This window comes from Nocardia amamiensis NBRC 102102 (genome assembly GCF_001612745.1).
Lineage (GTDB): Bacteria > Actinomycetota > Actinomycetes > Mycobacteriales > Mycobacteriaceae > Nocardia > Nocardia amamiensis.
Genome location: NZ_BDBA01000087.1, coordinates 14,897 through 39,916 on the forward strand (window position 1 = coordinate 14,897; position 25,020 = coordinate 39,916).

Annotated in this window: 24 protein-coding genes, 1 tRNA gene and 1 other RNA gene; 10 read left to right on the plus strand and 16 right to left on the minus strand. The window is 65.9% G+C overall.

Annotation, left to right across the window (positions count from 1 at the left end; all coding sequences use genetic code 11):
* Positions 1-58 precede the first annotated feature (58 nt).
* Entirely contained in the window at positions 59-1,348 is a 1,290-nt protein-coding gene (locus NA4_RS17735) for an aspartate aminotransferase type Ic (protein WP_067470852.1), read from the minus strand.
* Positions 1,349-1,527: 179 nt separating this feature from the next.
* Positions 1,528-1,622, minus strand: an RNA gene (gene ffs, locus NA4_RS17740) — signal recognition particle sRNA small type.
* A gap of 128 nt (positions 1,623-1,750) precedes the next feature.
* Between ffs and NA4_RS17745 the strand changes: the two genes are divergently transcribed.
* A tRNA-Ser gene (locus tag NA4_RS17745) sits at positions 1,751-1,838 on the plus strand.
* Between the two features lie 186 nt (positions 1,839-2,024).
* Here NA4_RS17745 and NA4_RS17750 read toward each other — a convergent pair.
* Positions 2,025-2,867: a LysR family transcriptional regulator gene (locus NA4_RS17750; RefSeq protein WP_067470854.1), complete on the minus strand. Its 843-nt coding sequence runs from the start codon at positions 2,865-2,867 to the stop codon at positions 2,025-2,027.
* A gap of 68 nt (positions 2,868-2,935) precedes the next feature.
* On the opposite strand from NA4_RS17750, the gene NA4_RS17755 reads away from it, so the two are divergent.
* Entirely contained in the window at positions 2,936-3,286 is a 351-nt protein-coding gene (locus tag NA4_RS17755) for an NAD(P)H-binding protein (protein ID WP_067470855.1), read from the plus strand.
* 276 nt (positions 3,287-3,562) lie between these two features.
* On the opposite strand, the gene NA4_RS17760 is transcribed toward NA4_RS17755, so the two are convergent.
* From NA4_RS17760 to NA4_RS17770, 3 genes are all read right to left on the minus strand, one after another.
* Entirely contained in the window at positions 3,563-4,381 is an 819-nt protein-coding gene (locus NA4_RS17760; protein WP_245671447.1) for an alpha/beta fold hydrolase, read from the minus strand.
* Between the two features lie 207 nt (positions 4,382-4,588).
* Positions 4,589-4,924: a hypothetical protein gene (locus NA4_RS17765; protein ID WP_067470857.1), complete on the minus strand. Its 336-nt coding sequence runs from the start codon at positions 4,922-4,924 to the stop codon at positions 4,589-4,591.
* A gap of 205 nt (positions 4,925-5,129) precedes the next feature.
* The gene (locus tag NA4_RS17770; protein ID WP_067470918.1) at positions 5,130-5,522 is read right to left on the minus strand and encodes a MerR family transcriptional regulator; all 393 of its coding nucleotides are present in this window, start codon (positions 5,520-5,522) and stop codon (positions 5,130-5,132) included.
* A gap of 58 nt (positions 5,523-5,580) precedes the next feature.
* Here NA4_RS17770 and NA4_RS17775 point away from each other — a divergent pair, with 58 nt between their 5' ends.
* Entirely contained in the window at positions 5,581-7,194 is a 1,614-nt protein-coding gene (locus NA4_RS17775; protein ID WP_067470859.1) for an MFS transporter, read from the plus strand.
* Between the two features lie 90 nt (positions 7,195-7,284).
* On the plus strand, positions 7,285-7,923 hold the full coding sequence (locus NA4_RS17780) for a hypothetical protein (protein WP_067470861.1): 639 nt from the start codon (positions 7,285-7,287) through the stop codon (positions 7,921-7,923).
* A gap of 27 nt (positions 7,924-7,950) precedes the next feature.
* Here the strand turns inward: NA4_RS17780 and NA4_RS17785 are convergent, their stop codons facing one another.
* On the minus strand, positions 7,951-9,327 hold the full coding sequence (locus NA4_RS17785) for a wax ester/triacylglycerol synthase domain-containing protein (RefSeq protein ID WP_067470863.1): 1,377 nt from the start codon (positions 9,325-9,327) through the stop codon (positions 7,951-7,953).
* A gap of 177 nt (positions 9,328-9,504) precedes the next feature.
* Here NA4_RS17785 and qcrB point away from each other — a divergent pair, with 177 nt between their 5' ends.
* On the plus strand, positions 9,505-11,139 hold the full coding sequence (gene qcrB / locus NA4_RS17790; RefSeq protein ID WP_067470864.1) for a cytochrome bc1 complex cytochrome b subunit: 1,635 nt from the start codon (positions 9,505-9,507) through the stop codon (positions 11,137-11,139).
* Positions 11,140-11,240: 101 nt separating this feature from the next.
* On the opposite strand, the gene NA4_RS40480 is transcribed toward qcrB, so the two are convergent.
* On the minus strand, positions 11,241-11,450 hold the full coding sequence (locus NA4_RS40480) for a DUF397 domain-containing protein (protein WP_067470865.1): 210 nt from the start codon (positions 11,448-11,450) through the stop codon (positions 11,241-11,243).
* 425 nt (positions 11,451-11,875) lie between these two features.
* Here NA4_RS40480 and NA4_RS17800 point away from each other — a divergent pair, with 425 nt between their 5' ends.
* The 3 genes from NA4_RS17800 to NA4_RS17810 are packed head-to-tail and all read left to right on the plus strand — an operon-like array spanning position 11,876 to position 14,084.
* Positions 11,876-12,358 carry a DUF309 domain-containing protein gene (locus NA4_RS17800; RefSeq protein ID WP_067470866.1) on the plus strand — a complete coding sequence of 161 codons (483 nt, stop codon included), beginning with the start codon at positions 11,876-11,878 and terminating at the stop codon, positions 12,356-12,358.
* Positions 12,359-12,414: 56 nt separating this feature from the next.
* A complete protein-coding gene (gluQRS, locus tag NA4_RS17805; RefSeq protein WP_067470869.1) occupies positions 12,415-13,332 on the plus strand; it encodes a tRNA glutamyl-Q(34) synthetase GluQRS in 918 nt (305 codons plus the stop codon).
* A 47-nt stretch (positions 13,333-13,379) separates the two neighbouring features.
* Positions 13,380-14,084 (plus strand): RDD family protein, encoded by a 705-nt coding sequence (locus tag NA4_RS17810; RefSeq protein WP_067470871.1) that lies wholly within the window; start codon positions 13,380-13,382, stop codon positions 14,082-14,084.
* A gap of 65 nt (positions 14,085-14,149) precedes the next feature.
* Here the strand turns inward: NA4_RS17810 and NA4_RS43270 are convergent, their stop codons facing one another.
* Entirely contained in the window at positions 14,150-14,665 is a 516-nt protein-coding gene (locus tag NA4_RS43270; RefSeq protein WP_084497197.1) for a DUF4190 domain-containing protein, read from the minus strand.
* 32 nt (positions 14,666-14,697) lie between these two features.
* Here NA4_RS43270 and NA4_RS17820 point away from each other — a divergent pair, with 32 nt between their 5' ends.
* Positions 14,698-15,474 (plus strand): queuosine precursor transporter, encoded by a 777-nt coding sequence (locus NA4_RS17820; protein ID WP_067470922.1) that lies wholly within the window; start codon positions 14,698-14,700, stop codon positions 15,472-15,474.
* A gap of 82 nt (positions 15,475-15,556) precedes the next feature.
* Here the strand turns inward: NA4_RS17820 and tgt are convergent, their stop codons facing one another.
* From tgt to NA4_RS17845, 5 genes are all read right to left on the minus strand, one after another.
* Positions 15,557-16,795: a tRNA guanosine(34) transglycosylase Tgt gene (gene tgt / locus NA4_RS17825; RefSeq protein WP_067470873.1), complete on the minus strand. Its 1,239-nt coding sequence runs from the start codon at positions 16,793-16,795 to the stop codon at positions 15,557-15,559.
* Positions 16,796-16,850: 55 nt separating this feature from the next.
* Positions 16,851-18,743: an ABC transporter ATP-binding protein gene (locus NA4_RS17830; RefSeq protein WP_067470875.1), complete on the minus strand. Its 1,893-nt coding sequence runs from the start codon at positions 18,741-18,743 to the stop codon at positions 16,851-16,853.
* Between the two features lie 8 nt (positions 18,744-18,751).
* Positions 18,752-20,485: an ABC transporter ATP-binding protein gene (locus NA4_RS17835; protein ID WP_067470877.1), complete on the minus strand. Its 1,734-nt coding sequence runs from the start codon at positions 20,483-20,485 to the stop codon at positions 18,752-18,754.
* A 79-nt stretch (positions 20,486-20,564) separates the two neighbouring features.
* Positions 20,565-21,068 carry an RrF2 family transcriptional regulator gene (locus NA4_RS17840; RefSeq protein ID WP_067470879.1) on the minus strand — a complete coding sequence of 168 codons (504 nt, stop codon included), beginning with the start codon at positions 21,066-21,068 and terminating at the stop codon, positions 20,565-20,567.
* Between the two features lie 39 nt (positions 21,069-21,107).
* Positions 21,108-21,701 carry a TetR/AcrR family transcriptional regulator gene (locus NA4_RS17845; protein WP_067470881.1) on the minus strand — a complete coding sequence of 198 codons (594 nt, stop codon included), beginning with the start codon at positions 21,699-21,701 and terminating at the stop codon, positions 21,108-21,110.
* A 202-nt stretch (positions 21,702-21,903) separates the two neighbouring features.
* Here NA4_RS17845 and NA4_RS17850 point away from each other — a divergent pair, with 202 nt between their 5' ends.
* Positions 21,904-24,198 (plus strand): MMPL family transporter, encoded by a 2,295-nt coding sequence (locus NA4_RS17850; RefSeq protein WP_067470883.1) that lies wholly within the window; start codon positions 21,904-21,906, stop codon positions 24,196-24,198.
* Positions 24,199-24,326: 128 nt separating this feature from the next.
* Here NA4_RS17850 and NA4_RS17855 read toward each other — a convergent pair whose 3' ends face one another.
* Both NA4_RS17855 and NA4_RS17860 read right to left on the minus strand, forming a co-directional pair.
* The gene (locus NA4_RS17855) at positions 24,327-24,554 is read right to left on the minus strand and encodes a hypothetical protein (RefSeq protein WP_067470924.1); all 228 of its coding nucleotides are present in this window, start codon (positions 24,552-24,554) and stop codon (positions 24,327-24,329) included.
* Positions 24,555-24,816: 262 nt separating this feature from the next.
* Complete coding sequence (locus NA4_RS17860; RefSeq protein WP_067470885.1) at positions 24,817-25,017, minus strand: hypothetical protein; 201 nt, start codon at positions 25,015-25,017, stop codon at positions 24,817-24,819.
* Positions 25,018-25,020 lie beyond the last annotated feature (3 nt).

Consider the following 25,020-nt stretch of genomic DNA (forward strand, 5'->3'; position numbering starts at 1 on the left):
TGCAGAATGAGGCCCGGCCAATCGCGCCGGGCGCCGCTGAGTGCGATTTTTGTTCCGACTACTTGCCGAGCAGCTTCTCGGTGGCCGCGAGCAGCACGCAGGTGGCCAGGCCGTCCATCGCCTTCTCCAGCTCCGGCAGCTTCGGGAAGCTGGGCGCGATGCGAATGTTCTTGTCCTCGGGGTCTTTGCGATACGGGAAGGCGGAGCCCGCCGCGGTCAGCGCGATGCCCGCGTCCTTGGCGAGTGCGATCACCCGCGCCGCGGTGCCCTCCAGCACATCCAGGCTGATGAAGTAGCCGCCCTTCGGCTCGGTCCACGACGCCACCTTGGACGCGCCGAGGCGGTCTTCCAGGACCTTCAGCACCAGTGCGAACTTCGGCTCCAGGATGGCGCGGTGCTTCTGCATGTGCGCGCGCACGCCGTCGGCGTCCTGGAAGAAGCGCAGGTGGCGCAGCTGGTTGATCTTGTCCGGGCCGATGCTCTTCTTCGCCGCGTGACTCAGATACCAGCCCAAGTTGGCCGTCGAACCACCGATGAAACTCACGCCTGCACCGGCGAAGGTGATCTTCGAGGTGGAGGCGAACACCAACGGCCGGTTCGGGTTTCCGGCCGCGGCGGCCATGCCGAGCACGTCGAGCACCGGGGCCGCGGTGTCGGTGAGCGGGTGCACCGCGTAGGCGTTGTCCCAGAACAGCCGGAAGTCCGGCGCCGCGGCGGGCATCGAAACCAGTTCCCGGACAACCTCTTCGGAGAAGGTGACGCCGGTCGGGTTGGAGTAGTTCGGCACCGCCCACAGACCTTTGATCTGCGGATCGTTCGCCAGCAGTTCGGCGATGGCGTGGACGTCGGGGCCGTCGTGGCGCATCGGGATCGGGATCATCTCGAAGCCGAGCGCCTCGGTGATGGCGAAGTGCCGGTCGTATCCAGGGGCGGGGCACAGGAACTTGAGTGTGTCCTCGGCGGCCCAGCGCCGCTCGGAGTCGTTGGTGCCGTAGAGCATCGCGTAGGTGATCACGTCGTGCATCAGCTCGAGGCTGGCGTTGTTGCCCGCGAGCAGGTTGTCCACCGGGATGCCGAGCAGCTCACCGAAAATCGCCCGCAGCTCCGGGAGACCGTGCAGGCCACCGTAGTTACGGCAATCGGTGCCGGTGCCGTCGCGGTAATCGCCCTCGCCGGGCAGGTCGAGCAGCGCGGCGGACAGGTCGAGTTGTTCCGGGGAAGGTTTTCCCCGGGTCAGGTCCAGCGTCAGCTTCTCGGTCCGGAGCGTCGCGTAGTTCGCGGTCTGGGTGTCGTGCTCGTGCACGAGTTCCTCATGGCTCATCAAACCGATCTGCGTTTGCCGGGGCATCCTGGGCAGCCTTTCAAGCAGCGAAGGGACGATGGGTTGGCCGGACCGATGTGCGGCGGCGACCGAACGTGTGTCATGCAGACGCACGTGCATCCGCGGACGGTGTTCACGTTACCCGTGCGCTGCCCGGAATTGGAGGCGTTATCCGACGGCGGATCCCCCGTCCGCGCGAGCCCTCTGAAAGGGGACCCCGCGCACCCGGCAGAGCCCGTTGACCCTTGCTGCCTTCCGGCCCTGGGGGAGTTCACAGGATGCGCGCCGCGCGGGATCCGTCGGCCAGTGTACCGGCTCCTGTCCCAACCCCCATCCCCCGGGTCTGCCACCTGGCCTGACCAGGCGCTTCACTCAACCCCCCGCCCCCTATTTGGCGACCGGCCGGGGCCTACCGGTATGCTGCTCCACGGAGGATTCGCCTAGTGGCCTATGGCGCTCGCCTGGAACGCGGGTTGGGTTAACGCCCTCAGGGGTTCAAATCCCCTATCCTCCGCCACGGCAAACGCCCCTGATCACACGATACCAGCTGGTCAGGGGCGTTTTGCATCCCAGCCCATCCTCAGTGGCGATCCTTCAGCTCCATCGACCGTAACGTCTGGTCAGGGCGCCTTCCGGAGCGGCGACAGTCGTTTCCGCAGGTAGACGGCGCATTGACCGCGTCGACAAGTCTCGGGACAGGGGATCATCTCCCCTGATCTATCCTCGGCGCCGGTGACAATCCGCGTTGGAGCGTCGCGGTGGCGATCTCGATGAAGTCGCGGAGTAGCTTCTCGCGTCGGTCCGCGACGACGGCCAGGCAAGTTTCGACCCCTGGGGCGTCGGTCACGCGAAGGTGGACGAGGTCGGGTCGGACATAGGACTGCGCGACGCTCAGCGGAACCAGCACGATGCCGTGCCCGGACGCGATGAGCTCGAACTTCTCCTCGAGTGACAAATTGCGCCTCGTCGGTGCGTCGAGCATCCGCTCGCCGTCGAGGTCCGCCCGGGTGAGCTTGTGGCGGCCGGCCAGCGGGTGCGTTGCGGGCATGGCGGCGACCCTTGGCTCGTGCCCGACCGGGACTACCCGTAACCCCGACTCGTCGAACGGCCTTCGCAGATAACCGATCTGAGCACGGCCGTCTCGAAGCGGCGCGTCCCGCTCCCACCAGCGCGCCGGGACGACGTCGGTCTCGACGTCCGGGTGGCGCGCGGTGAACGCCCGGATCGCCCCCGACACACGCAGTCCCGGGGAAAAAGCGATCACGAGCCGTTGGACGCCGTGATCGACATCGCGCACGCGCCGCACCGCCGCGTCGACGGACGCGAGAATCCCCTGCGCCTCCTCGTAGAGTTGCTTGCCGGCGGCGGTCAGCTCCACGCTGCGGGTGGACCGCACGAGCAGCGTGCAGTCCAACTCCTGCTCGAAAGCCTTGATCTGCCGGCTCAGCACCGGTTGAGCGATATAGAGCTGTTCCGCCGCGCGGCCGAAGTGCCGTTGCTCAGCCACCGCGACGAAGTAGCGGAGCTTGCGCAGATCGAGATCCATACCTTCAAGGTATCAATCGCCGGGAAGGGTATTGGACGGACGCAGGTGGACGCCCCGAGACTCGAAGCATGATCGTCATCACCGCCCCCACCGGCAACATCGGTGGTCGACTTCTGGACCTCCTGCTCGACGAAACAACCACTCGCAGTGAAGAATTGCGCGTCATCGTGCGCGACCCCGCCAAACTCTCCGACGCGGCCCGCGCCCGCGTCGACGTCGTCACCGGCTCACACGGTGACGCCGACGTCGTCGACCGGGCCTTCGCAGGCGCGGACGCCGTCTTCTGGCTGGTCCCACCAGATCCGGAGGCACCGAACTTGGACACGATGTATTCCGAGTTCACCCACGCCGCCGCAAAGGCATTCACTACCCTGCCCGCGGCCTCAGCAGCGCACTCGCACAGGGTTACGTCGACATGATGCGCGCGAAGGACAACGGCCTCGACGACGGCGTGCAACGCACCCCGCAGACCGCGAGCGCGACGACCTTCCGACAGTGGTGCGCAACGGTCCTCGCACCGGCGGTCCACGCCTGAGCCCGGGGACCGCTGACACGAGCAACTGGCAGTTGGTGACAACCGTCGCCGGTAACGCCCCGCCGGAAGCGGTGGTCGACGGCCATGGAAGCGCCGCAAGCAGTAGTGGACGACCTGCGCGTGTTCTTCCGGAAGCTGGGGAATCCGCTCGTGGTGCCGGTCAGTCCGGCTGGTCGAGAAAGTTGGTGACGTCGATCGCGAAGCGCTTGTGCTTGATCGTGCCCATGTGACCGGCGCCGGGATAGACGATGAGGCGGGAGTTGGGGATTCCGTCGGCGGTGCGGCGGAAATTGGCGATGCTGTAGCCGGCATCTCGTTCGCCGCCGATGACGAGGGTGGGCGCTTGGATCTCGCCGAGGCGGTCGGTGAGGTCGAATCCGTCTTCGGCGTGAATGAAGGCGTGCGTGTCGGCGGGGTTCTGCGGGCGAGCCAACGGGTCGAACAACCACATGGCGGCCGCGGCGACACGGACGGCCACGGGTGAGGCGAAAGCGCTGGCCGCCAAGTGGTGCATCGCTCGGCGCCCGCGCAACGCCGCTTCGGCATACCGCAACTGGCCTTCCTTGGCGACCGGATCCAACCGGCACCCGGACGACGCGATGACGAGGCGGCGCAGGACTTCCGGATGATCGGCGGCAAGTTGCAATGCGACCGAACCACCCGACGAAATGCCGAGCACGTCCACCGGCTCGCCGAACTCGACATGCAGCGCATCCGCGTGCTCGGCCGCGATCTCGCCCATCGTGGTGCCCTCGTGCATGCCGGGCGCCCGGCCCACCGCGTAGACATGGAAGTTCCGGGCCAGCGGCTCCAGCACCTTGATCTCGGAGTCACGCATCCAACCGCGCGGATTCGCGTGATCGGGAGTGAACCACCGGAGAAACACCAAGGGCCGACCGGAACCTATCGCGAAGTACGGCATGCCGTGCTTCAACACACCCTCGGTAACCTCGAGCTCTGCCCGTCCGGCTCTGCCCACGATCCGCTCCAAATCTGCCGAGAACCATCCGCCGAACCGACGCTATCGGAGCGCACCGACTTCCGCGACAACCTCCGTCGTTCCACCCTTGGTTGCCGCTGAACGCAACAGTGAACCCCTCATCGCCGCCAGCAGAGGAGCAGATCTGTCCTCCGCTGAAACGGGATCGCCACTGCTCGCGCGATCCCGCTCCGGCATCTCCGCTCTCTATGCGGTCTTGTCGAAGCGCACGGAGAGCGCCTGCACGCCCGCCGGAGCCCGCCAAATGAGGTCGACTATCGCGAGGTCATTTCCTGCACTGCACGAGGAATCGCTGAACAGGTAGGCCGAGTCGGAGGTGCCGTTCTCGAACCTCACCGCACCACCTTGAAGCTGCAGACAGGTGCCGCTCGCCGGACGATCGACGTGGATGAGCTGTCCGTCCGGGGTGATGTAGGAGAACCTGCCGACTGCCGCATGCGCACCGCCGGGCGTCAACGCAAGCAACGCAAGCGCCGCTGCGCCCGCGAAGACCGCTTTCCTGAGCCAGTTCGACAATCCCATGATCTTCCCTCTCCCTTGCCGCCACTCGGCCGAAGCCGACACTTTCCTCCCACAGAGTCTTCCATCACACCGCATTTCAGATCTGTGACTCCGTGGACCTTGCGAGCTTCGACTGTTGAATACCGAGGCGACGATCCGAGCGATGGCGGGCGCGCCTGATCCCCGAGGAAGTCCGCCGCATTCGTTGACCGAACGTCGACGCCCGTCAACTGGCTGTGTATACGTCCGCGGCTTCGCGTGCGATCTCCGGTGGCGCGGTCGCGATAACTGCGTTGAGGGCGCTGCGAGCGGCCTCCAGCTCACGGATGCTGGAGCTGATGCGTTCGCGTTCGCGGTACAGGTCGATCAGCAATTCCGGGCAGTCGGCGATGAGCCGTCCGCCGTCGGAACCCATGCAGGGCAGCAGATCGGCGATGGTGGTCGTGGACAGGCCGGCGGCGAGCAGATTGCGAATGTGCAGGACGGTCGCGACGTCCGATTCGCGGTACTCGCGATAACCCGACGCCTGCCGGCTCGGTCGAAGAAGGCCCTGCTCCTCGTAGTAGCGCAGGAGCCGCTGACTGACCCCGGTTCGCCGTTGCAACACTCCGATTCGCATCGAAACCTCCCGAGCACACTTGACCCTCACATAGATGTGAGACTTTAGCGTAACCGGCATGACCGATCGAGAACCGTTGCATGAAGCACGGATCCAGCCCCTGCCCGCCGGTCCACGCCAATGGATCGGTCTCGCTGTGCTCGCCTTGCCCACCTTGCTGCTGGCCATGGACGTCACCGTGCTCTATCTGGCCATGCCGCATCTCACAGCGGACCTGCGGCCCACCGGCATCGAGCAACTGTGGATCGCCGACATCTACGGGTTCATGATCGCCGGATTCCTGATCACGATGGGCACCATCGGTGACCGTATCGGCAGGCGCAAACTGCTGATGCTGGGTGCGACCGCGTTCGGCGCCGCCTCCGTGCTCGCCGCGTTCGCGTCCAGTCCCCTCCTGCTGATCGGCGCACGCGCGGTTCTCGGCATCGCGGGGGCCACCCTGATGCCCTCCACCCTGGCGCTGATCAGCAGCATGTTCCCCGACGCCAGGCAGCGCGGGATGGCGATCGGCGTGTGGGCCACATGCCTGTCCGCCGGGATGGCTGCCGGTCCGATAATCGGCGGTGTGATGCTCGAGTCGTTCTGGTGGGGTTCGGTCTTCCTGCTGGGCGTGCCCGTGATGGCGCTGCTGCTGATAACCGCTCCCGCGCTACTGCCGGAATACCGGGACAGCGCGGCGGGCAGGGTCGACCTGCCCAGCGTGGTTCTGTCGCTGTGCGCCATCCTGCCCGTCGTCTACGGCATCAAGAAGCTCTCGGAAGCGGGCCCGTCCGCCATGCCTGTTGCGGCGATCGTGACCGGCGGCGTCTTCTGCTGGATCTTCAGCCGCAGGCAACGCGCGCTCACCGAACCACTCCTGGATCTGCGCATGTTCCGCGACCGGTCGTTCTGCGCGGCGCTGCTGATATTGCTCGTCAGCCTTGGCTTGGTCGGCGGAATCTATCTATTCATCACGCAGTATCTGCAATTGGTCCGCGGGTTGTCTCCGCTGGGAGCCGGATTGTGGCTGTTGCCCTCGGCATTCGCGCTGATCGTCACGTCGATCCTGACGCCGGTCATCGCCCGCAAAATCGAGCCCGGTTACATCGTCGGCGCAGCCCTGGCCATCGCGACGATCGGCTACCTGATGCTCGCCTTCGTCGACAGCGCGGGGGGACTGCCGATGCTGGTGGCGGGTTTCGTTCTGGTCTACATCGGCACCAGCCCGCTGATGGTGCTCGGCACCGACCTGGTCATCGGGACCGCCCCGCCGGAAAAAGCAGGCTCGGCAGCGGCGATGTCGGAGGCCAGCATGGAGTTCGGCGTTGCCGTTGGCGTCGCCGTCCTGGGTGTCCTCGGCACCACGATCTACCGCGCCGAAGTCGCCCGTACCAGTCCCGCCGGGATTCCGATCACCGCTGACAACGTGGCCGGGAATTCTCTTGCCGGTGCCAGCGCCGCCGCGGCGGACCTTCCCGGGCAACTCGGCGACGCGCTGCTTGCTTCGGCCCGCGAAGCGTTCACGAACGGTCTCAACACCACTGCCCTCAGCTGCGCCGCAGTCGCCGCTCTACTCTCCATCGCGGCCGTTGGATTGCTCCGGCACACGCGCTCCGGGGAAGGCAAGTCCGAGGACGCGGAGCCGAAAGCTCCTCGACTTGCGGATGATCCGTTAGCGGACCTCGGCGGGTAGCGGGAACAGACTCGGGTTCGGGTTCCTCGGCGATTCTGAATCGTGCGATCGAGACTGTGCGACTTCCGATTACGATGCGATGATCTCCCCGTGACTCAGTGGCTTCCACTCTTCGGTTCCCTCATCGTCGCCGTTGCGGCATTGGTCGGCGTGCTGGTCAACAACCGCACGAATCGCGCCGCGCTCACCGCCGCGGACGAGCGGAACCGGGTCACGCTCGATGCCGCGCAGCGGAATGTGGAGCTGACGAACGCGGCGGCGGAGCGCCGGGAACACGACAAGTGGCGGCGGGAATCCGTGCTGACCGCCGTCTCTTCCGTGCTGGCGATCTCCAGCGAGGTCCGTCAGCAGTTGATGCACTGCGACCGCTGGGCGGACGACGAGCTGGATCGGATCGGTGCGGAGCTGCGCCAAACCATCGCCGGTTCGGTGGGTTTCATCAGCAGCCTGCGCGTGGTGGCGCACCGGAAGCTGCCCAATCGCTGTGCGGATCTGATGCGCACGCTCAGCGCGGCGCTGAACATCACCCTGCAGCGCAGGGGCATCGAACTCGACGGCGAGGCCACCGGCGCGGAGATCTCGGAAATCCAGGCGCTGTGGTCGCGGGCGATCGAGAACACGGTCGAGGAAGAACGCTCCGTGATCAGCGCGACGCGGATCGAACTCGAGATCAAGGTCTCCAGCGAACTCGCGCATGCCGCGCCCCAACCGGCCCTTGCCCGAGCCTGATCCTCGCGTGCGGAGCCGGTCCGTCACTCACAGTGCGGCGATGACTTCTTTCATGCCGGAGCGGAGCAGGTCGGCGTAGGCGTCGACATCAGCTATGACCTCGGAGTCGGCGTGCACGGAGACGGTGACGGTGTCGCCGAGGCCGTGCACACCATGGGTGAGATGCATAACAGAGCCCAGAGCCGGGAAGCCTGCGGTGAACCGGACCTGGCCGCCGCCGAAGGCGAGATCGGCGGGACCGCGGTCGACGCTGGAGACGACGGTGTGACCCGCGATCGAGTCGGGGACGGTGTCGACCGGATAGCGGTCGACGTCGCGGCGCAGCAACGGCGCCGGGATGGCCGCGGTGACCCGATCCTGCGCGGACAGCAGGGGGTGCTGAGCGCGCAGCCGTCGCTCGGCGAGCGCGGCGGCGATCTTGTCGGCGCGCAGGCGCAGGTCCGGCTCGTCGGTGAACAGGTCGACGCCGAGACTGCGGTAATTGTTGCGCGGGTGGATGCCACGCTCGGTGGACGACTCCGGCAGGGCCATCGGCACCTGTGCGCCCAAGCGCCGCGCGGATCCTTCTCGATCGGCCAGATAGCGAACGAGCGCCAACGACACCGCCGTCAGGACGACAACGGTCACGGTGCGACCGGGTACCCGCAGGTCTTCGGCGGAGAATACGAGCATGCGTACCGCATGCCGCGAGATCCCCTCGGCCACGGGCCGATTCACCGGGCTCGGCGGGAAACCCGCTCCGGGTGGGGGAAGTCGGCCGCTCTCGGTCAATTGCGCGAGTTGCTGCTGCGCCCGAAAGGCTTGGTGACCCCGGACCGCGGTCGACGCCAGCCGAACCGGCACACGCAGCAGGCCTAGAGCCGAATCGACCAGTACACCGCCACCTCCAGGTACCAACCTCGCGCGACGACCGACCCGAGACACGACATCCTCGTCCAGGGCGGACGCGCTGAACAGCGCACGCGCGATCGCCGAGGCCCGCCGTCCATCGGCAAGCGCATGCGACATCTGCAGCACCGCCACCAGGGCGGGACCGTTCCCCGGCCCTGGCGCATCGACGATCCCGCGGAACACATGCAATCGCCACGGACGCACTGCGGCATCGACACCGGTGCCGAGTACATCGCCGAGCGCATCCAGCAACCGCGACCAATAAGGCTCAGGCAGTTGGTGTTCCACGAATTGCTGGGCGTCGAATTCGCAGGGGGTCCAGGACGGGTAATCGATGTCCGCGGGCAGTTCGCGCAGGCGCACCCGCAGGTCTGCGAGCCGTTCGCTACGTTCGGCGACAGCGGCGCGCAGTTTTTCGGTCGGTTGTCCAGAATCCGCGAAGCAATACAGCAGAAACAGATCATTGCGCGTGCGCCGGGACAACCAGTACATCGCCGCGTCCTGCGGTGCCATCGCGCTCACAAGTAAAACGATATCGACTCGCTTGCGACCACATCCGGCAAGCCCGGAGTAAGTGTGCACGATCTTGTTCCACAACCGGCCGGAAAACCCCATCGATTCCACCGCCAAGCTCTGCTACCGTCTGTAGTAGGAACAGATACCACTCTCACCCACGGCGGGGTGTCGGCCATGGCTACAGATCTAGCTCGCACAATCGCTATGCAAGCCCATGAGGCGGACGAGCGGTACAGGGCCGCCGCGTTCATGAAGCGCTCGATCAACAAGGTCTTCCCGACGCATTGGTCGTTCCTACTCGGCGAGATCGCGCTCTACAGCTTCATCATCCTGCTGCTATCCGGCGTGTATCTGACGTTGTTTTTCGACCCCTCCATGGCGGAGGTCGTCTACAACGGTTCGTACCAGCCACTACGCGGCGTCACCATGTCGCGGGCGTACGAGACGGCGCTGAACATCTCCTTCGAGGTGCGCGGCGGCCTGTTCGTCCGCCAAGTACACCACTGGGCGGCGCTGCTGTTCGCGGCCTCGATCATCGTGCATCTGTTCCGGATCTTCTTCACCGGCGCCTTCCGCAAGCCCCGCGAGGCGAACTGGGTGATGGGCTCGCTGCTGCTGATCCTGGCGATGTTCGAAGGCTTCTTCGGCTACTCACTGCCCGATGACCTGCTGTCGGGCACGGGTCTGCGGGCCGCGTTCTCCGGCATCACCATCTCGATCCCGATCATCGGTACCTGGATGCACTGGCTGATGTTCGGTGGTGACTTCCCCGGCGACATCATCATCCCGCGCCTGTACATCGCGCACGTGCTGCTGTTCCCCGGGATCATCCTGGCGCTGATCGCCGCCCACATCGCCCTGGTGTGGTACCAGAAGCACACCCAGTTCCCCGGCCCCGGCCGCACCGAGAACAACGTGGTCGGCGCCCGCATCGTGCCGGTGTTCGCCGCGGACCAGGGCGCGTTCTTCGCCTTCACCCTGGCCGTCGTCAGCATCATGGGCGGCGTCTTCCAGATCAACCCGATCTGGAACCTCGGCCCCTATAACCCCTCGCAGGTGTCGGCGGGCTCGCAGCCGGATTTCTACATGATGTGGACCGACGGCATGGCCCGGTTGATGCCGCCGTGGGAGATATACATCGGTAACTACACCGTGCCCGCGGTGTTCTGGGTCGCGGTGATCATGACCTTGGTGTTCGTCCTGCTGATCAGCTACCCGTGGATCGAGAAACGGCTGACCGGCGACCGGGCCCCGCACCACAACCTGCTGCAGCGCCCGCGTGACGTGCCGGTCCGCACCGCGATCGGCGCGATGACGATCGCGTTCTACGTGGTGCTGACGCTGTCCTGCGTGAACGACATCATCGCCTACAAGTTCGACATCTCGCTGAACGCGACGACTTGGGTGGGGCGGATCGGGCTTCTGCTCGCGCCGCCGTTGGCCTACTTCCTCGCCTACCGCATCTGCCTGGGCTTGCAGCGCAGCGACCGCGCGGTGCTGGAGCACGGCGTGGAAACCGGTGTGATCAAGCGCTTGCCGCACGGCGAGTACATCGAGATCCATCAACCGCTCGGCCCGGTGGACGAGCACGGTCACCCGATGCCGCTGGAGTACCAGGGCGCCCCGGTCCCGAAGAAGATGAGCAAGCTCGGCGCTGCGGGCAAGCCGGGAACCGGCAGCTTCCTGCGCGCGGATCCGCGCCAGGAGAGCGAGCGGCACTTCGCGACCGAACACGAAGAGGAACGCAAGCAGCTCGCCGTGCTGCGCAAGGTCCAAGAGCGGGCGAACGGAAACGGATCCGCCCATTGATGATCGGACGGCGCCGAAACTCGTCCACGGAAAACCGCGAAGGCCCCGAGTCCATGCGACCCGGGGCCCGCTTTGCCTGGCTCAGGCTGCTCCAGTGCGGTTTATCCGCGCCGGAACTCCCCCGCCGAGAGCCCCACTAGGAACGCATCCCACTCGCTCGGCACGAAGGCCAAGACCGGGCCACATCCGTTGTCCTTGGTGTCACGAACCGCGACATCGCCGTCCCCGAGGAAAGCGACTTCTACGCAGTTTCCATCCGGGCCGCTGTATGTGCTCTTGCGCCACACAGCGCCCGCCCAATCAACTTCCACGGCACTAGCTCCTTTGCTGCGTCGAGAGCGAGATAGATTTCTCCTGACATTGTTCCAGCTAGCCTCGGCACTCGGCTGAAAGCCGAATCCCGAAGTGCACCCTTGGTAGAGCGCACTTTCCCGGTGCGTTGATATCGCACATGGAGTTCGAGAGGAAATTAACCTCGCGCGGGGCCTCTCCCCGCGGGCCAACACTAGCAGGTCCATCGAAAGTTTGCCCGCCTCTTGTCTATTCAATCATCGTAGCCACACACGTTTGCGAAGGAAGAGAGTTGCGGGAACATTGCCAGGCACTGGCATTCATTCTTCGCACTGGCGTACCACAATCTTTTTGACGGATGTGATTGCTCTGTTATCGGCCGACAATTCGGCGACCGCCGCGACCCGCGTCGACGGCGCCGCCGCAGCCGTGCATGATGGAACCTATGGTCGAACGCGATCGCGACGACGCAGGTCGCGCCCGTAATGCTCGCCCGCGCGACCGCCTCGGGCGCCCGCTGCCGCCGGGCGGCACCGGAGTCGCCCGAATTCCGGATGATCTAGATCTGCCACCCCAGCAAACCTTGACCTTCGCCCAGCAACTGCTGGACGACGGACTGGCATTCAACGCACATGAGGTTTTAGAGGCCGCATGGAAGAACGGGCCGTTCGCCGAGCGGATGCTGTGGCAGGCGCTGGCGCAGTTCGCTGTCGGTCTGACACACATACAACGTGGAAATCCCAAAGGCGCGCGTACACTCCTCGCCCGCGCAGTGTCCCGATTGACCGCCTATACCCCGGAAAAAGATAGTGTTCCCTACGGTATCGATCGCGCCGGACTGGTCGCCCACGCAGAATCTCTGCTCGCCGCGCTGGAGGCCGGCGCAGAACTGTCGGAGGCCGACCTGAGGCCGCGTCTGCGCGGCTGATCGCCTCGCTCCTACCATGGCAGGAGTGCGCATGTCCTCGTTCACCAGCCGAGCCCGTGGCTGAGCCGGGCGCGGGCCGGTACGCGCCGAGCCCGTCCGGTGATCTGCACCTGGGCAACCTCCGCACGGCGCTGCTCGCCTGGGCGTTCGCCCGCTCCACCGGCCGCCGCTTCCTGCTCCGGATCGATGATCTGGATCGGGTGCGCCCCGGCGCCGAGCGGCGGCAACTGGAGGACCTCGCCGCGATCGGCGTGGACTGGGATGGCCCCGTGGTACGCCAGTCCGAACGGCTGCCGCTCTACGAGGCGGCCATCGATCGACTCACCGCCACCGGACTCACCTACGAATGCTATTGCACCCGAAGGGAAATCCAGAAGGCGGCGACAGCTCCGCACGGGCCGATGGGTGGCTATCCAGGCACCTGCCGCGCGCTGAGCGCGTCCGAGCGCACCCGCCTGCGCGCCGAGGGCCGCGCTGCCGCGCTGCGCCTGCGTGCGACGGCTACCGAGTTCGAGGTGAACGACGACCTGCACGGCCGCTACCGCGGCCCGGTCGACGACGTGGTGCTGCGCCGCGGCGACGGCGTTCCGGCCTACAACCTCGCGGTTGTGGTGGACGACGCGGCACAGGGCGTCGACCAGGTGGTACGCGGCGACGATCTGCTGCCGTCGACACCGCGACAGGCATACCTCGCGACGCTGCTCGGTCTTCCGGTGCCGCGGTACGCCCACGTGCCGCTGGTGCTCAACCCAGACGGACGGCGGCTGGCGAAACGGGATGGCGCCGTGACGCTTACCGACCGGCGGCATCTCGGCAACACGCCCGAGGAAGTCGTCGCGGCACTCGCCGCTTCGCTCGGCTACACCGCGACCTCGTCCTCCGAGCTACTCTCGCATTTCGACCCGCTATCACTACCGCGCGAACCGTGGACACTCGACGTGAATGGGTTGTTGCAACGCAGCGGATGTCCGTAACGTACGCACTGGTCCAACTACTGATCAATCGACGAGGACAAATAACTATGACAAGCGGTGGGTACGACCCCAACCAGTATCCGCAGGGCGGGCAGCCGTATGGGCAGCCGTACCCGCAGGGTGGCGACCAGTACGGTCAGCCCCAGTATGGACAGCAGCCGCAGTACGGTCAGCAGCAGCCGCCGCAGTACGGCCAGCAGCCCCAGTACGGCCAGCAGCAGCCGCCGCAGTACGGCCAGCAGCCCCAGTACGGCCAGCAGCAGCCGCAGTACGGGCAGGAACCCTACGGCCAGTACCCGCAGCAGCCCGGTTTCAACAACTACGGCGGTCAGCCGGGTGACCTCGGCACCCGCATCGGTGCCCGCGTCATCGACGCGATCATCCTGCTGATCCCCTACTTCATCCTGTACGCCCTGGTCAGCGACTCCTTCGGCCTGACCATCGGGCTCAGCCTGGTCTGGACCCTGGTGCAGCTCGGCTACTTCGTCGGCCTGGAGACCTCGCAGGGCGCCACGCTCGGCAAGAAGATCCTCGGCCTGAAGGTGGTCGCACCCGGCGGCACCGGCAATGTGGACGCGGTCACCTCGCTGAAGCGCAACCTGTTCATCGCGGCGAACATCATTCCGTGCGTCGGCGGCCTCGTGTCGCTGGGTCTGGTGATCTACATCATGATCACCATCTCCCAGGACCCGAACAAGCAGGGCTGGCACGACAAGTTCGCCGGCGGCACCCAGGTCGTCAAGGCCGGATAAGCCGTCCGAAATGCGCAGGGGCGCACCCATTCGGGTGCGCCCCTGATGCTTTTCCAGCCCGGCGACTACGCGCTGGAAAACCCGACGACGATCACGACGACGAAATACAGCAAGCCCAGCACGAACGCGCCGATACCGATCCAGATGCCCGCGAGCGCCATGCCGCGCCCCTCCTGGCCGGACTGCTTGATCTGATTCAGCGCGACCACGCCGAGGATGACGCCGATGATCGAGCCGAGCCCACAGGTGACGAACCCGACCAGGGACGAGATCAGCGCGCCGATCGCGACGCCGTTGGTGCCCTGCACCGGAGCGCCGTAGGGCTGGTAAGGACTCTGGTAGCCGTAATTCGGCTGCGGATACGGCTGCGCGGGCTGCTGGTAGGACGGGTACTGCGGTTGTGGCGGCGGCGTCATCGGCTGTGACGGCGGCTGCACCGGGTACTGCGGCGCCGACGGATAACCCGAAGGCTGCTCGGCGTTCGGGTACTGCGGCAGCGAACTCTGTCCACCGGACTCCGGCGACACACCTTGGCCGCCGTACTGCTTCCACCACTCGTCGGAGTCCCCGGGATTCGTCATTGCTACAGCGTATTCCACAACCTGGTTTGATGATGCGGGTGAGTGAGTCGAATACCACTGAAGAACACGGGTCTGGGCGCCCCGCGTCGAACCATGCGGCATTTGCCCAGGTGGCGCGGGGATACTACACACCGATCGTGGCCCTGTTCACCGCGACGCTGATCATTTCCAACATCTGTGCCACCAAGGGGGTGGAGTTCCTCGGCGATCACTCGGTGTCGCTGGGTCCGCTGCAAATCCTGCCCATCGCCACCGACGGAGCCTTCTTCCTGTTCCCGCTGGCCTACATCCTCGGCGACGTGCTGAGCGAGGTGTACGGCTTCCGCGCCACGCGGCGTGCCATCTACTACGGCTTCGCCGCCCTACTGCTGACGGTCGTCTGCTTCGCCATCGCGATCCGGCTGCCCGCCGCAGGCTTCTATGAGAACCAGGAGGCGTTCCGTACGGTTCTCGGGACGACGCCCCGGCTCGTCATCGCAGGCTTGGCCGGATACTTCGTCGGACAGCTACTGAATTCCGCGACCCTGGTGCTGATCAAGGAGCGGACCAAGGAGAAGTATCTGTGGGCCAGGCTGATCGGATCGACCATCGTCGGCGAGTTCGCGGACACACTGATCTTCTGTTCGATCGCCGCGGGCGCCATCGGCATCGACACCTGGCAGCAGTTCGTGAACTACGTGATCGTCGGCTTCCTCTGGAAGACCATGGTCGAAGTACTGGTGCTTCCGATCACCTATCGCGTGATCGCATTCCTGAAGAAGCACGAACCTACTTACGCCCCAATGGAAATCACCCCACTGCAAGCCTGAGCTGTGTTTTGTGGCTCGTGTCCGAGCGACCGCCGCTTGCGACTTCGTCGCTTGCGCGGCGGCCACTCGGACGCGAGTCGGATCAACCACCATTCCGCCGCCAGCGGCCCAATACTTCCGCTTTGTGCTCGTCGAAGTAGCCGCCCTCGATGCTCTGCCGGATGCGGTCGACCAAGCGCACTGTGAACCGTTCGTTGTGGATCGTGCACAGCGTGGCAGCGAGCATCTCCTTGGCCTTGAACAGGTGGTGGATGTAGGCGCGGGTGTAGTTGGCGCAGGTGTAGCAGTCGCAGGACTCGTCGATCGGAGTGAAGTCACGCCGGAAGCGGCTGGTGTTGATGTTGAACCGGCCGGTGTCGACATAGATCGCCGCGTTGCGAGCGACCCGGGACGGGTTGACGCAGTCAAAGGTATCCGCGCCGTTCTCGATGGCGGTGAAGACGTCCTCCGGCTCGCTGATGCCGAGCATGTGCCGGGGCTTGTCCTCGGGCAGCTCGTCACAGCACCAGCCGACGATGGCGCCCAGATTGTGCTTCTCCAGCGCGCCGCCGATGCCGTAGCCGTCGAAACCCGTTCCCGCGTTGCCCCGGATCGATTCGAGGCCGCGACAGGCCTTGCGGCGCAAGTCCTCGTATTGCGCGCCCTGGATGACGGCGAACAGCGCCTGATATGGGCGGTGCGCGCGTGCGGCGGTCAGCCGCTCGTGTTCATCGATGCAGCGCTGCGCCCACTCGTGCGTGCGCTGCACCGACTGCTCCTGGTAGGCACGGGTGTTGAGCAGCGTGGTGAGCTCGTCGAAGGCGAACATGATGTCGGCGCCCAGCTGGTGCTGAATGCCCATGGACACCTCGGGGGTGAAGCGGTGCTCGGAACCGTCCAGGTGCGAGCGGAAGGTGACACCGTCGTCGTCCACGGTGGCCAGCCGTTCCTTGCCGGGTGCGATCACGTCGTCGCTGCGCACGTCGACGGCCTCCATCGCGAGCACCTTCTTGAACCCGACGCCCAGCGACATCACCTGGAAACCGCCGCTGTCGGTGAAGGTCGGCCCCGGCCAGTTCATGAACGCGCCGAGCCCACCCGCTTCGTCCACGATGTCGGCGCCCGGTTGCAGGTAGAGGTGATAGGCGTTGGCCAGCAACGCCTGGGCCCCCAGGTCGCGCATGGTCTCCGGCAGCACCGCCTTGACCGTCGCCTTGGTACCCACCGGGATGAACGCGGGCGTGGCGATCGAGCCGTGCGGCGTACCGATCACACCGGACCGGCCGTGCCGCCCGTCCAGACGCGTACCAACGGTGAAGGAGAACGATTCGGGACCGGACACCCCGCTATCCTCGCAGTTCCCCGGACACCGCCCACACCAGGCCACCAGCAGCAAATTACACAGCCGCGGCGAACTGGGCGTTGTAGAGGCGGTAATACGCCCCGCGCTCCTCGAGGAGGCGTTCGTGGGTGCCGTGTTCCACGATCCGGCCCGATTCCATGACGACGATCAGGTCGGCGTCGCGGATGGTGGACAGGCGGTGGGCGATGACGAAGCTGGTGCGGTCCCGGCGCAGCGCGGCGGTCGCGTGCTGCACCAGCAGTTCGGTGCGGGTGTCCACCGAGCTGGTGGCCTCGTCCAGGATGAGGATGGATGGTTTGGCCAGGAACGCGCGTGCGATGGTGATCAGCTGTTTCTCGCCCGCGCTGACGCCGGATCCCTCTTCGTCGATGATCGTGTCGTAGCCGTCGGGCAGCGCGTGCACGAAGCGGTCCACGTAGGCGGCGCGTGCCGCGGCGAGGATGTCCTGTTCGGTGGCGTTCGGGTTGCCGTAGGCGATGTTCTCCCGGATGGTGCCGCGGAACAGCCAGGTGTCCTGCAACACCATGCCGATGCGCGAGCGAAGGTGGTCGCGGGTGATCTGGGTGATGTCGACCCCGTCGACGGTGATGGTGCCCGCGTCCAGTTCGTAGAACCGCATGAGCAGGTTCACCAGCGTGGTCTTGCCCGCGCCGGTCGGGCCGACGATCGCGACCACATGCCCTGGCTCGGCCACCAGGGAGAGCCGCTCGATCACCGGCTGGTCCGGTTCGTAGCGGAACGAGACGGCCTCGAACTCCACCCGGCCCCGATCGACCGGACGGGCATCGTCCATCACCGGGTCCGGGATCTGCTCCTCGGCGTCGAGGATCTCGAAGATCCGCTCAGCCGAGGCGACGCCGGATTGCAGCAGGTTGGCCATCGCGCCGAGCTGGGTCAGCGGCTGGCTGAACTGCCGGGAGTATTGGATGAACGCCTGCACCTCGCCGAGCGAGAGGGTTCCTGTCGCCACCTTGAGGCCGCCGACCAGCGCGACCAGCACGAAATTCACGTTCCCGAGGAACATGATGGCGGGCATGATCAGCCCGGAGATGAACTGCGCCTTGAAGCTGGCCTGGTAGAGCTCTTCGTTGCGCTGGTCGAACTCCTTGCCGACCTCTCGGTTGCGCCCGAACGCGGTGACCACCTCGTGCCCGGTGTAGGCCTCCTCGACCTGGGCATTCACCAGGCCGGTGTACTTCCACTGGTTGACGAAGTGCGGCTTGGAGCGTTTCGCGATCTGCGCGGTGACCACGATGGCGGCGGGCACGGTGAGCAGCGCGATCACCGCGAGCACCCAGGAGATCCAGAACATCATGGCCAGGATGCCGAGCACCGAGAACACCGAGATCAACAACTGGCTCATGGTCTGCTGCAAGCTCTGCGACACGTTGTCCACATCGTTGGTCACCCGGCTGAGCACGTCGCCGCGCGGCGCGGAGTCGAAGTAGCGCAACGGAAGCCGGTGGATCTTGTCCTCGACGTCGCTGCGCAGCCGCTTCACCGTCCGGTTGATCACGATGTTGAGCAGGTATCCCTGCAGCCAGCCGAAGACGGCGGCGCCGAGGTAGAGCACCAGCACCAGACCGAGGACCCGGGCGACCGCGTCGAAGTCCACACCCACGCCGGGCACCACGTCCATGGCACTGAGCATGTCGGCCAAAGTGTCGTCGCCCTTGGCCCGCAATGCTTCTATCGCCTGATCCTTGGTGACGCCCGGCGAGAGTTGCTTACCGACCACGCCGTCGAAGACCAGGTTGGTGGCCTTGCCGAGGATGTAGGGCCCGAGAGTGTTCAACACCACCGAGACGATGACGAGCAGCACGATCAGCCCGGCGTAGACCCGTTCCGGGGCCAGCCTGCGCAGCAGACGTTTCAGCGAGGGTCCGAATGATTTCGCTTTGGCGTCCGGCGCACCCGGACTGGGCATTCCCGGTCTCACCGCGCCTCCTCGGCACTCAGTTGCGATTCGACGATCTCCCGGTACTCCGAGCAGTCCCGGATCAGCTGCTCGTGCGTGCCGATGCCCGCCATCGCACCGTCCTCGAGCACCACGATCTGATCAGCGTCCCGGATGGTGGCGATGCGCTGGGCCACGATGAGCACCGAGGCGTCGGCGGTCTCGGGTTTCAGCGCCTCCCGCAGCCTGGCGTCGGTGGCGACGTCGAGTGCGGAGAAGGAGTCGTCGAACAGGTACACCCTCGGCTTCTTCACCAGCGCCCGCGCGATGGCGAGCCGTTGACGCTGGCCACCGGAGACCGTCGTCCCGCCTTGCGCGACCGGCGTCTGCAGCCCGTGCGGCATCTCCCGGACGAAATCGGCGGCCTGCGCGATTTCCAGGGCGCGCCATAGTTCCTCGTCGGTGGCGTCCGGATTGCCATAGCGCAGATTGCTCGCGATTGTTCCGGAGAACAGATACGCCTTCTGCGGCACGAGCCCGATTTGCGAGCGCAAGAGCTCGAGATCAATGTGACGGACGTCGGTGCCGCCCACGTAGACCGCGCCGTCGGTGACGTCCATCAGCCGGGGAATGAGGTTGACCAATGTGGTCTTGCCCGAACCGGTGGAGCCCACGATCGCGGTGGTCGTGCCCGGCCGCACCTGGAACCGAATGGCTTTCAGCACCGGCTTCTCCGCGCCAGGGAAGGCGAATTCGGCGAACTGGAAATCCACCACGGCCGGGTCGTCGGTGAACGGCTGCGGCAGTCGCGGCGGATGGACCGAGGATTCGGTGTCCAGCACCTCGCCGATCCGGTCGGCGGAGACCGCGGCGCGCGGCGCCATCATGGCCAGGAACGAGGCCATCATCACGGCCATCAGGATCTGCATGATGTAGGACAGCAGTGCGGTGAGCGAGCCGATCTGCATGTGCCCGGCGTCGATCTCGCGTCCGCCGAACCAGATCACCGCGACGGCGGTGACATTGCTGATCAGCATCACGGTCGGGAACATCAGCGCCATCAACCGGCCGACGCGCAGCGCGGTGTCGGTCAGTTCGGTGTTGGCCAAGCCGAATCGCCAGGTCTCCTGCCGCTCCCGCACGAACGCCCGCACGACGCGGATACCGGTGATCTGCTCGCGCAGCACCCGGTTCACCTCGTCGATCCTGGCCTGCATGTCGCGGAAGCCGGGCACCATCTTGGAGATCAGCACGGCCATGGACAGACCCAGGGCGGGCACCGCGATCAACAGCAGCCAGGACAGGCCGAGATCCTCGCGCAACGCCATGACGATGCCGCCGACGCACATGATCGGCGCCATCACCAGGATCGTCGCCGACATCACGATGAGCAGCTGAACCTGCTGAATATCGTTGGTATTGCGGGTGATCAGCGAGGGCGCGCCGAACATCCCCACTTCCCTGGCGGAGAACGTGCCGACGCGGTGCAGCACCGCGCCGCGCAGGTCTCGGCCCGCGCCCATCGCCGCCTGCGCGCCGAGATAGACCGAGGCGGCCGAGGCGACGATCTGCACGCCGGTCACGGCGAGCATCCACACACCGGTCGTCCAGATGTAGCCGAGATCGCCCTTGGTGACGCCGTTGTCGATCAGATCCGCGTTGAGGCTCGGCAGGTACAGCATCGCGATGACGGAAATCAGCTGCAGCGCAACGACCCCCGCCAGCTGGGCGCGGTAGGGGTGCAGATACGTGCGGAGCAGTCTGATCAGCATGATGAATCGCAGGCTACCGGCAATCGGTGCGATGCGTCGCGGGGTTTCCTGACCAGCATGAATGCCCTTCCGTGCGGCGTTATCTTCGCGCCCAGGCGCCCGGGTCCTCGGTGAGCGTCTCGACGAATCCGGGCAGCCGGTCGCGCGCGATGTCGTCGATGGTCACGTTCTCCAGCACCGCACGGATGTTGACCCGCAGCGCGATCCACACCCGTTGCAACGCCTCGGCCGAGCCGGAGTAGCGCACGTCCTCCGGCCGCGCCCCGCGCACCGAGGCGAGCGGGCCCTCGATCGTGCGGATCACGTCGGCGATGGAGATCTCGGACGCGGGCTTGGCCAGCCAATAGCCGCCGTCCGGACCGCGTCTGCTGATCACCAGATCGGCGCGGCGCAGCTCGCCGAGCACCGACTCGAGCACCTTGGGCGGGATCCGCTGGGCGGTGGCGATTGCCTCGGCCTTGACCGCCGGAGCGGCCTGCACCACAGGTGCGCCGCCCCCGGCTACAGCGTGATTCAGCGGCGGCGCACTGGCGATCTCGAGCAGCGTCCGCACCGCGTAATCGATCTTCGCGGTGATGTGCACAGCGGTGACTCCTGGCGTCCGGAGGTGGGTAGCTCGAATCTACGCGGCGCCACCCGCGCCGAGCACACAGGTTGCCGCGTCCAGCAGTGCCGACTCGACCAGGGAGTCGTCCGCGCCCGGCACCAGTTCCTTGGAGATCAGTGCGACGCCGATCACCTCGAGTGCCGCGCAGGCGCGCAGCTGCGCCTCCGCGGTGGCCTCCGGCCCGGCCAGCCAGGTGCGCAGGACCTGACTGGCGTCCATCAAGTCCGGGTAGCGGTCGGCCATGGCGTTGATGATCGCCACCGTGTCTCGTACGACCAGCGCACCCGCGTCGCGGTGATGGATAAGACCGCGCAGATAGGTCCGCAGAACCTGGCGGATGCCGTCCGCGTCGTGCTGCATATGGTCGAGTTCGTCGGTCACCGAACGCATGTGATCGACGATAGGATCGATGATCGCCAAGAGCAGGTCGAGCTTCGAAGCGTAGTGATAGTAGAGCGACGCCTTTGTGATTCCTACCGCATCGGCGACCTCGCGCAGGCTCGTCTGCTCGAATCCTTTTGCCGCGAACAGCTTCACCGCGGCGTCGCGAATCGCAGCTTTAGTGCCTCCACCTGGGGAAACAGCGCCGGGTGTGTCACGGACAACCATTCGAGAATCCTCTCATCACTCGCGCGCCGGGCGAACGCCACCCGCAAAATAGAGGTTGAACCTCCGCTTCCTTCCTAGGTAGTCTACCTACCGCACGGTAGGCAGAAAGCGTCAGTGGAGGCGGGGACATGCAGGGCGTCCCGCGAGTGCTGTCTACAGGCAGACCCAGCACGGTCCCAGTCATCGCTAGGAGTAACCACTCGTGTCCGTTTACCTGTATAGATGGGGAAAGTTCGCTTTCCGCCGGAAATGGATAGTCCTTCCCGTCTGGCTCGTCTTGTTCGTGCTCCTCGGTGGCCTGGGCGCACAGCTCAGCAAGCCGATGACCAACGACTTCACCATGCCGGACCTGCCATCCGCCCGTGCCAATGACATCCTCGACAAGCACTTCCCCGGCGCGTCCGACGCGTTCAAGTTCGACGCGGTCACCGGCATCTATGTCGTCGCCGCCCCCGAGGGGCAGAAGCTGACCGACCCGGCGAACCGTACGGCGCTGGAAGCGTTTATCGCCAAGCTCGGCCAGTTCGACATCATCGACCACGGCAAGCCGATCACCAACCCGGTCGAGGCGGCCGACAAGATGGGCTGCCTGGCCACCCCCGACCCGGCGCAGTGCAGCGGCGCACCGCTGAACGTGCTCAGCAAGACCGCGCCGGAGACCGTGGCGGTGATCAACGCCCCGTTCACGATCAAGAAGTTCACCGACGTCACCGACGAGAATCGGGCCGCCGCCTACGACGTGGCCGCCGACGCCCGCAATGCCGGGCTCACGGTCGAGCTGAGCGGCTCGATCGCGCAGAAGCAGGAGGCGCCCAGCGGCAAGTCCGAGATGATCGGCATGGCCGTCGCACTGGTCGTGATGATCGTGGCGTTCGGCGCCATCGTCGCCGCGTTCGTGCCGATCGTCACCGCGATCATCGGCCTCGGCGCGGCCACCTCGCTGATCATGGTCGGCACCTCGGTGATGGAGGTGCCCAGCTTCACCACATTCCTCGCCTCGATGATCGGCATCGCGCTGTCCATCGACTACGCGCTGTTCATCGTGTCCAGGTACAAGCACGAACTGGCGGTGCAGGATTCGCCGGAGGAGGCCGCGGGCACCGCGCTCGGCACGGCCGGTTCCGCTGTGGTGTTCGCCGGCCTGACGGTGATCATCGCGCTGGCGGGCCTCGGCATCGTCGGCGTCGAGTTCATGACCTTCATGGGCCTGGGTGGCGCGATCGCCGCCGGTTTCGCGGTGCTCACCGCGGTCACGCTGATGCCGGCGCTGCTCGGCGCGTTCGGCCGCTTCCTGTTCAAGCCGAAGCTGCCGGTGGTTGCCCAGCACGACCCCGAGGACGACACCTCGGTCACCAACGGCATGCGCTTCGGCAGACTGATCGGCCGGGCGCCCTGGGCCGCGCTGATCCTGAGCGTCGCGGTGCTCGGTGCGCTCGCCGCGCCCGCCGCCGGACTGAACCTCGGCCTGCCCGGCGACGACAGCATGCCGAAGACCTCCACCATCCGTAAGGCCTACGAGCTGCGCACCGAAGGCTTCGGCGAGGGCAGCAACGGCGTGCTGAACGTTGCCGCGGACCTGAGTGGCGTGCCCGCCGAGAACCGGGAGGCGGCGGTCAAGGCGCTGCGCGACAAGCTCGCGTCCTACCCTGACATGGACTACGTGACCGAGCCGCAGTGGAGCGAGGACCAGCAGGGCGTGCTGCTGGACGGGGTGCCGAAGTCCGGACCCAACAACCAGGCCACCAAGGACCTGGTGCGCGATGCCAGGAACGCCGAGGACCAGCTGAAGGCCGAGTACGGCATCGAATACGGCATCACCGGCACCACGGCGATCTACGCCGACGTGGACCACGTGCTGCTCAGCAAGATCGTGCCCTACCTGGCCATCGTGGCAGGCGCGGCGTTCGTCCTGCTGATCCTGGTGTTCCGGTCGATCCTGGTTCCGCTCACCGCGGCGCTCGGGTTCCTGCTCTCGATGGGCGCGACTTTCGGCGCGACCGTGCTGATCTTCCAGGAAGGCAAGCTCGGCCTGATCGAGGACCCGCATCCGCTGGTCAGCTTCCTGCCGATCATGCTGATCGGCCTGGTGTTCGGCCTCGCGATGGACTACCAGGTCTTCCTGGTGACCCGGATGCGTGAGGAGTTCGTGCACGGCAAGTCGGCCAAGGACGCGGTGGTCTCCGGCTACCACCACGGCGCGCGCGTGGTGACCTCGGCGGCGATCATCATGATCTCGGTGTTCGGTTCGTTCTTGATGGAAAGCGATGTGACGGCGAAGTCGTTCGGCTTCGCGCTGGCGGCGGGCGTGCTGCTGGACGCGTTCATCGTCCGTATGGTGCTGATCCCGTCGCTGCTGGTGCTGATGGGCAAGTGGTCGTGGTGGATGCCGAAGTGGCTCGACCGGATCCTGCCCGACATCGACGTCGAAGGCTCGAAGCTGCGTGAGCTGCAGCGGCGTTCGGCCGAGACGGCGAAGGTGCCGGTCGGCGTCAGCTGATCCGGTAATTATTCGCTCGGCCCCGCACCCCGGACCTGGGGAGCGGGGCCGAGTTCGTTCCCGGTTCGAGTCCGGGTTGGCATACGGGTACCGACGTCGGTGGAAGCCGATCCGTCCGAGGCGGGCGATTATCGGCTGGGCTCCGGGAGTTCGCAGGTGCCGACCTTCGGATTCACACCCACGTAATTGAGTGGTCCGGCCAGCGACGTCACGGCGATCGTGCCCCATCCGGCGCAGTCGATCGGGGGCCCGCTGTCGAAATTGTGCCGCTGAGCGGCCGCGAGCAGCCCGATGGCCAGCCACATCAGCAACAGGAACCCGAGAATTCGGGAGCCTGTTCCGCGCCTGGCCGGCATGCGAGGTTCCTGGTCGCGCATCGCATCGGTTCCTTCCGTGCTCCCCGAGAGCGGGATACCCGGAATTTCCGACAGCTACCTTTTCAAACCGCTGGCCGAGAGGCAGCACAGGATTCTCGGCACAGGTTCAGTTCACGCAGAGCGCGTCATGGGTGGAGGTACGCTGCCCGGCATCGTCCGGCTCGGGACACAGGGGACCCGGCTATTGCCGGCCGGGTGGCGTACCCACCCGGCCATCGTTGGACAACTTCGGTCGACTGAATCACGGACTCGGTTGCGGCACATTGCAATCCGCGATCTTCGGGTTCACGCCCAGGTAGTTGAGCGGTCCCGCGATGACCGTGACGACGATCGTGCCGAAACCGGCGCAGTTCACCGGCCCACTGTCGAAATAGTTGCGTTGTGCCGCGGCGACCACGCCGATCAGCAACCAGATCAAGACGATGACACTTCCGATTCTCATTGT

Bases quoted from the DNA above. Each gene is read 5' to 3' on its own strand.
- NA4_RS17820 (WP_067470922.1), top strand. From the start codon at position 14,698: ATGCGGGTGAGTGAGTCGAATACCACTGAAGAACACGGGTCTGGGCGC.
- NA4_RS17770 (WP_067470918.1), bottom strand. From the start codon at position 5,522: ATGCGAATCGGAGTGTTGCAACGGCGAACCGGGGTCAGTCAGCGGCTC.
- NA4_RS17785 (WP_067470863.1), bottom strand. From the start codon at position 9,327: ATGGCACCGCAGGACGCGGCGATGTACTGGTTGTCCCGGCGCACGCGC.
- NA4_RS17845 (WP_067470881.1), bottom strand. From the start codon at position 21,701: ATGGTTGTCCGTGACACACCCGGCGCTGTTTCCCCAGGTGGAGGCACT.
- NA4_RS17810 (WP_067470871.1), top strand. From the start codon at position 13,380: ATGACAAGCGGTGGGTACGACCCCAACCAGTATCCGCAGGGCGGGCAG.
- NA4_RS17855 (WP_067470924.1), bottom strand. From the start codon at position 24,554: ATGCCGGCCAGGCGCGGAACAGGCTCCCGAATTCTCGGGTTCCTGTTG.
- NA4_RS43270 (WP_084497197.1), bottom strand. From the start codon at position 14,665: ATGACGAATCCCGGGGACTCCGACGAGTGGTGGAAGCAGTACGGCGGC.
- qcrB (WP_067470864.1), top strand. From the start codon at position 9,505: ATGGCTACAGATCTAGCTCGCACAATCGCTATGCAAGCCCATGAGGCG.
- NA4_RS17750 (WP_067470854.1), bottom strand. From the start codon at position 2,867: ATGGATCTCGATCTGCGCAAGCTCCGCTACTTCGTCGCGGTGGCTGAG.
- NA4_RS17835 (WP_067470877.1), bottom strand. From the start codon at position 20,485: ATGCTGATCAGACTGCTCCGCACGTATCTGCACCCCTACCGCGCCCAG.
- NA4_RS17860 (WP_067470885.1), bottom strand. From the start codon at position 25,017: ATGAGAATCGGAAGTGTCATCGTCTTGATCTGGTTGCTGATCGGCGTG.
- NA4_RS17830 (WP_067470875.1), bottom strand. From the start codon at position 18,743: ATGCCCAGTCCGGGTGCGCCGGACGCCAAAGCGAAATCATTCGGACCC.
- NA4_RS17775 (WP_067470859.1), top strand. From the start codon at position 5,581: ATGACCGATCGAGAACCGTTGCATGAAGCACGGATCCAGCCCCTGCCC.
- NA4_RS17765 (WP_067470857.1), bottom strand. From the start codon at position 4,924: ATGGGATTGTCGAACTGGCTCAGGAAAGCGGTCTTCGCGGGCGCAGCG.
- NA4_RS17735 (WP_067470852.1), bottom strand. From the start codon at position 1,348: ATGCCCCGGCAAACGCAGATCGGTTTGATGAGCCATGAGGAACTCGTG.
- NA4_RS17800 (WP_067470866.1), top strand. From the start codon at position 11,876: ATGGTCGAACGCGATCGCGACGACGCAGGTCGCGCCCGTAATGCTCGC.
- NA4_RS17755 (WP_067470855.1), top strand. From the start codon at position 2,936: ATGATCGTCATCACCGCCCCCACCGGCAACATCGGTGGTCGACTTCTG.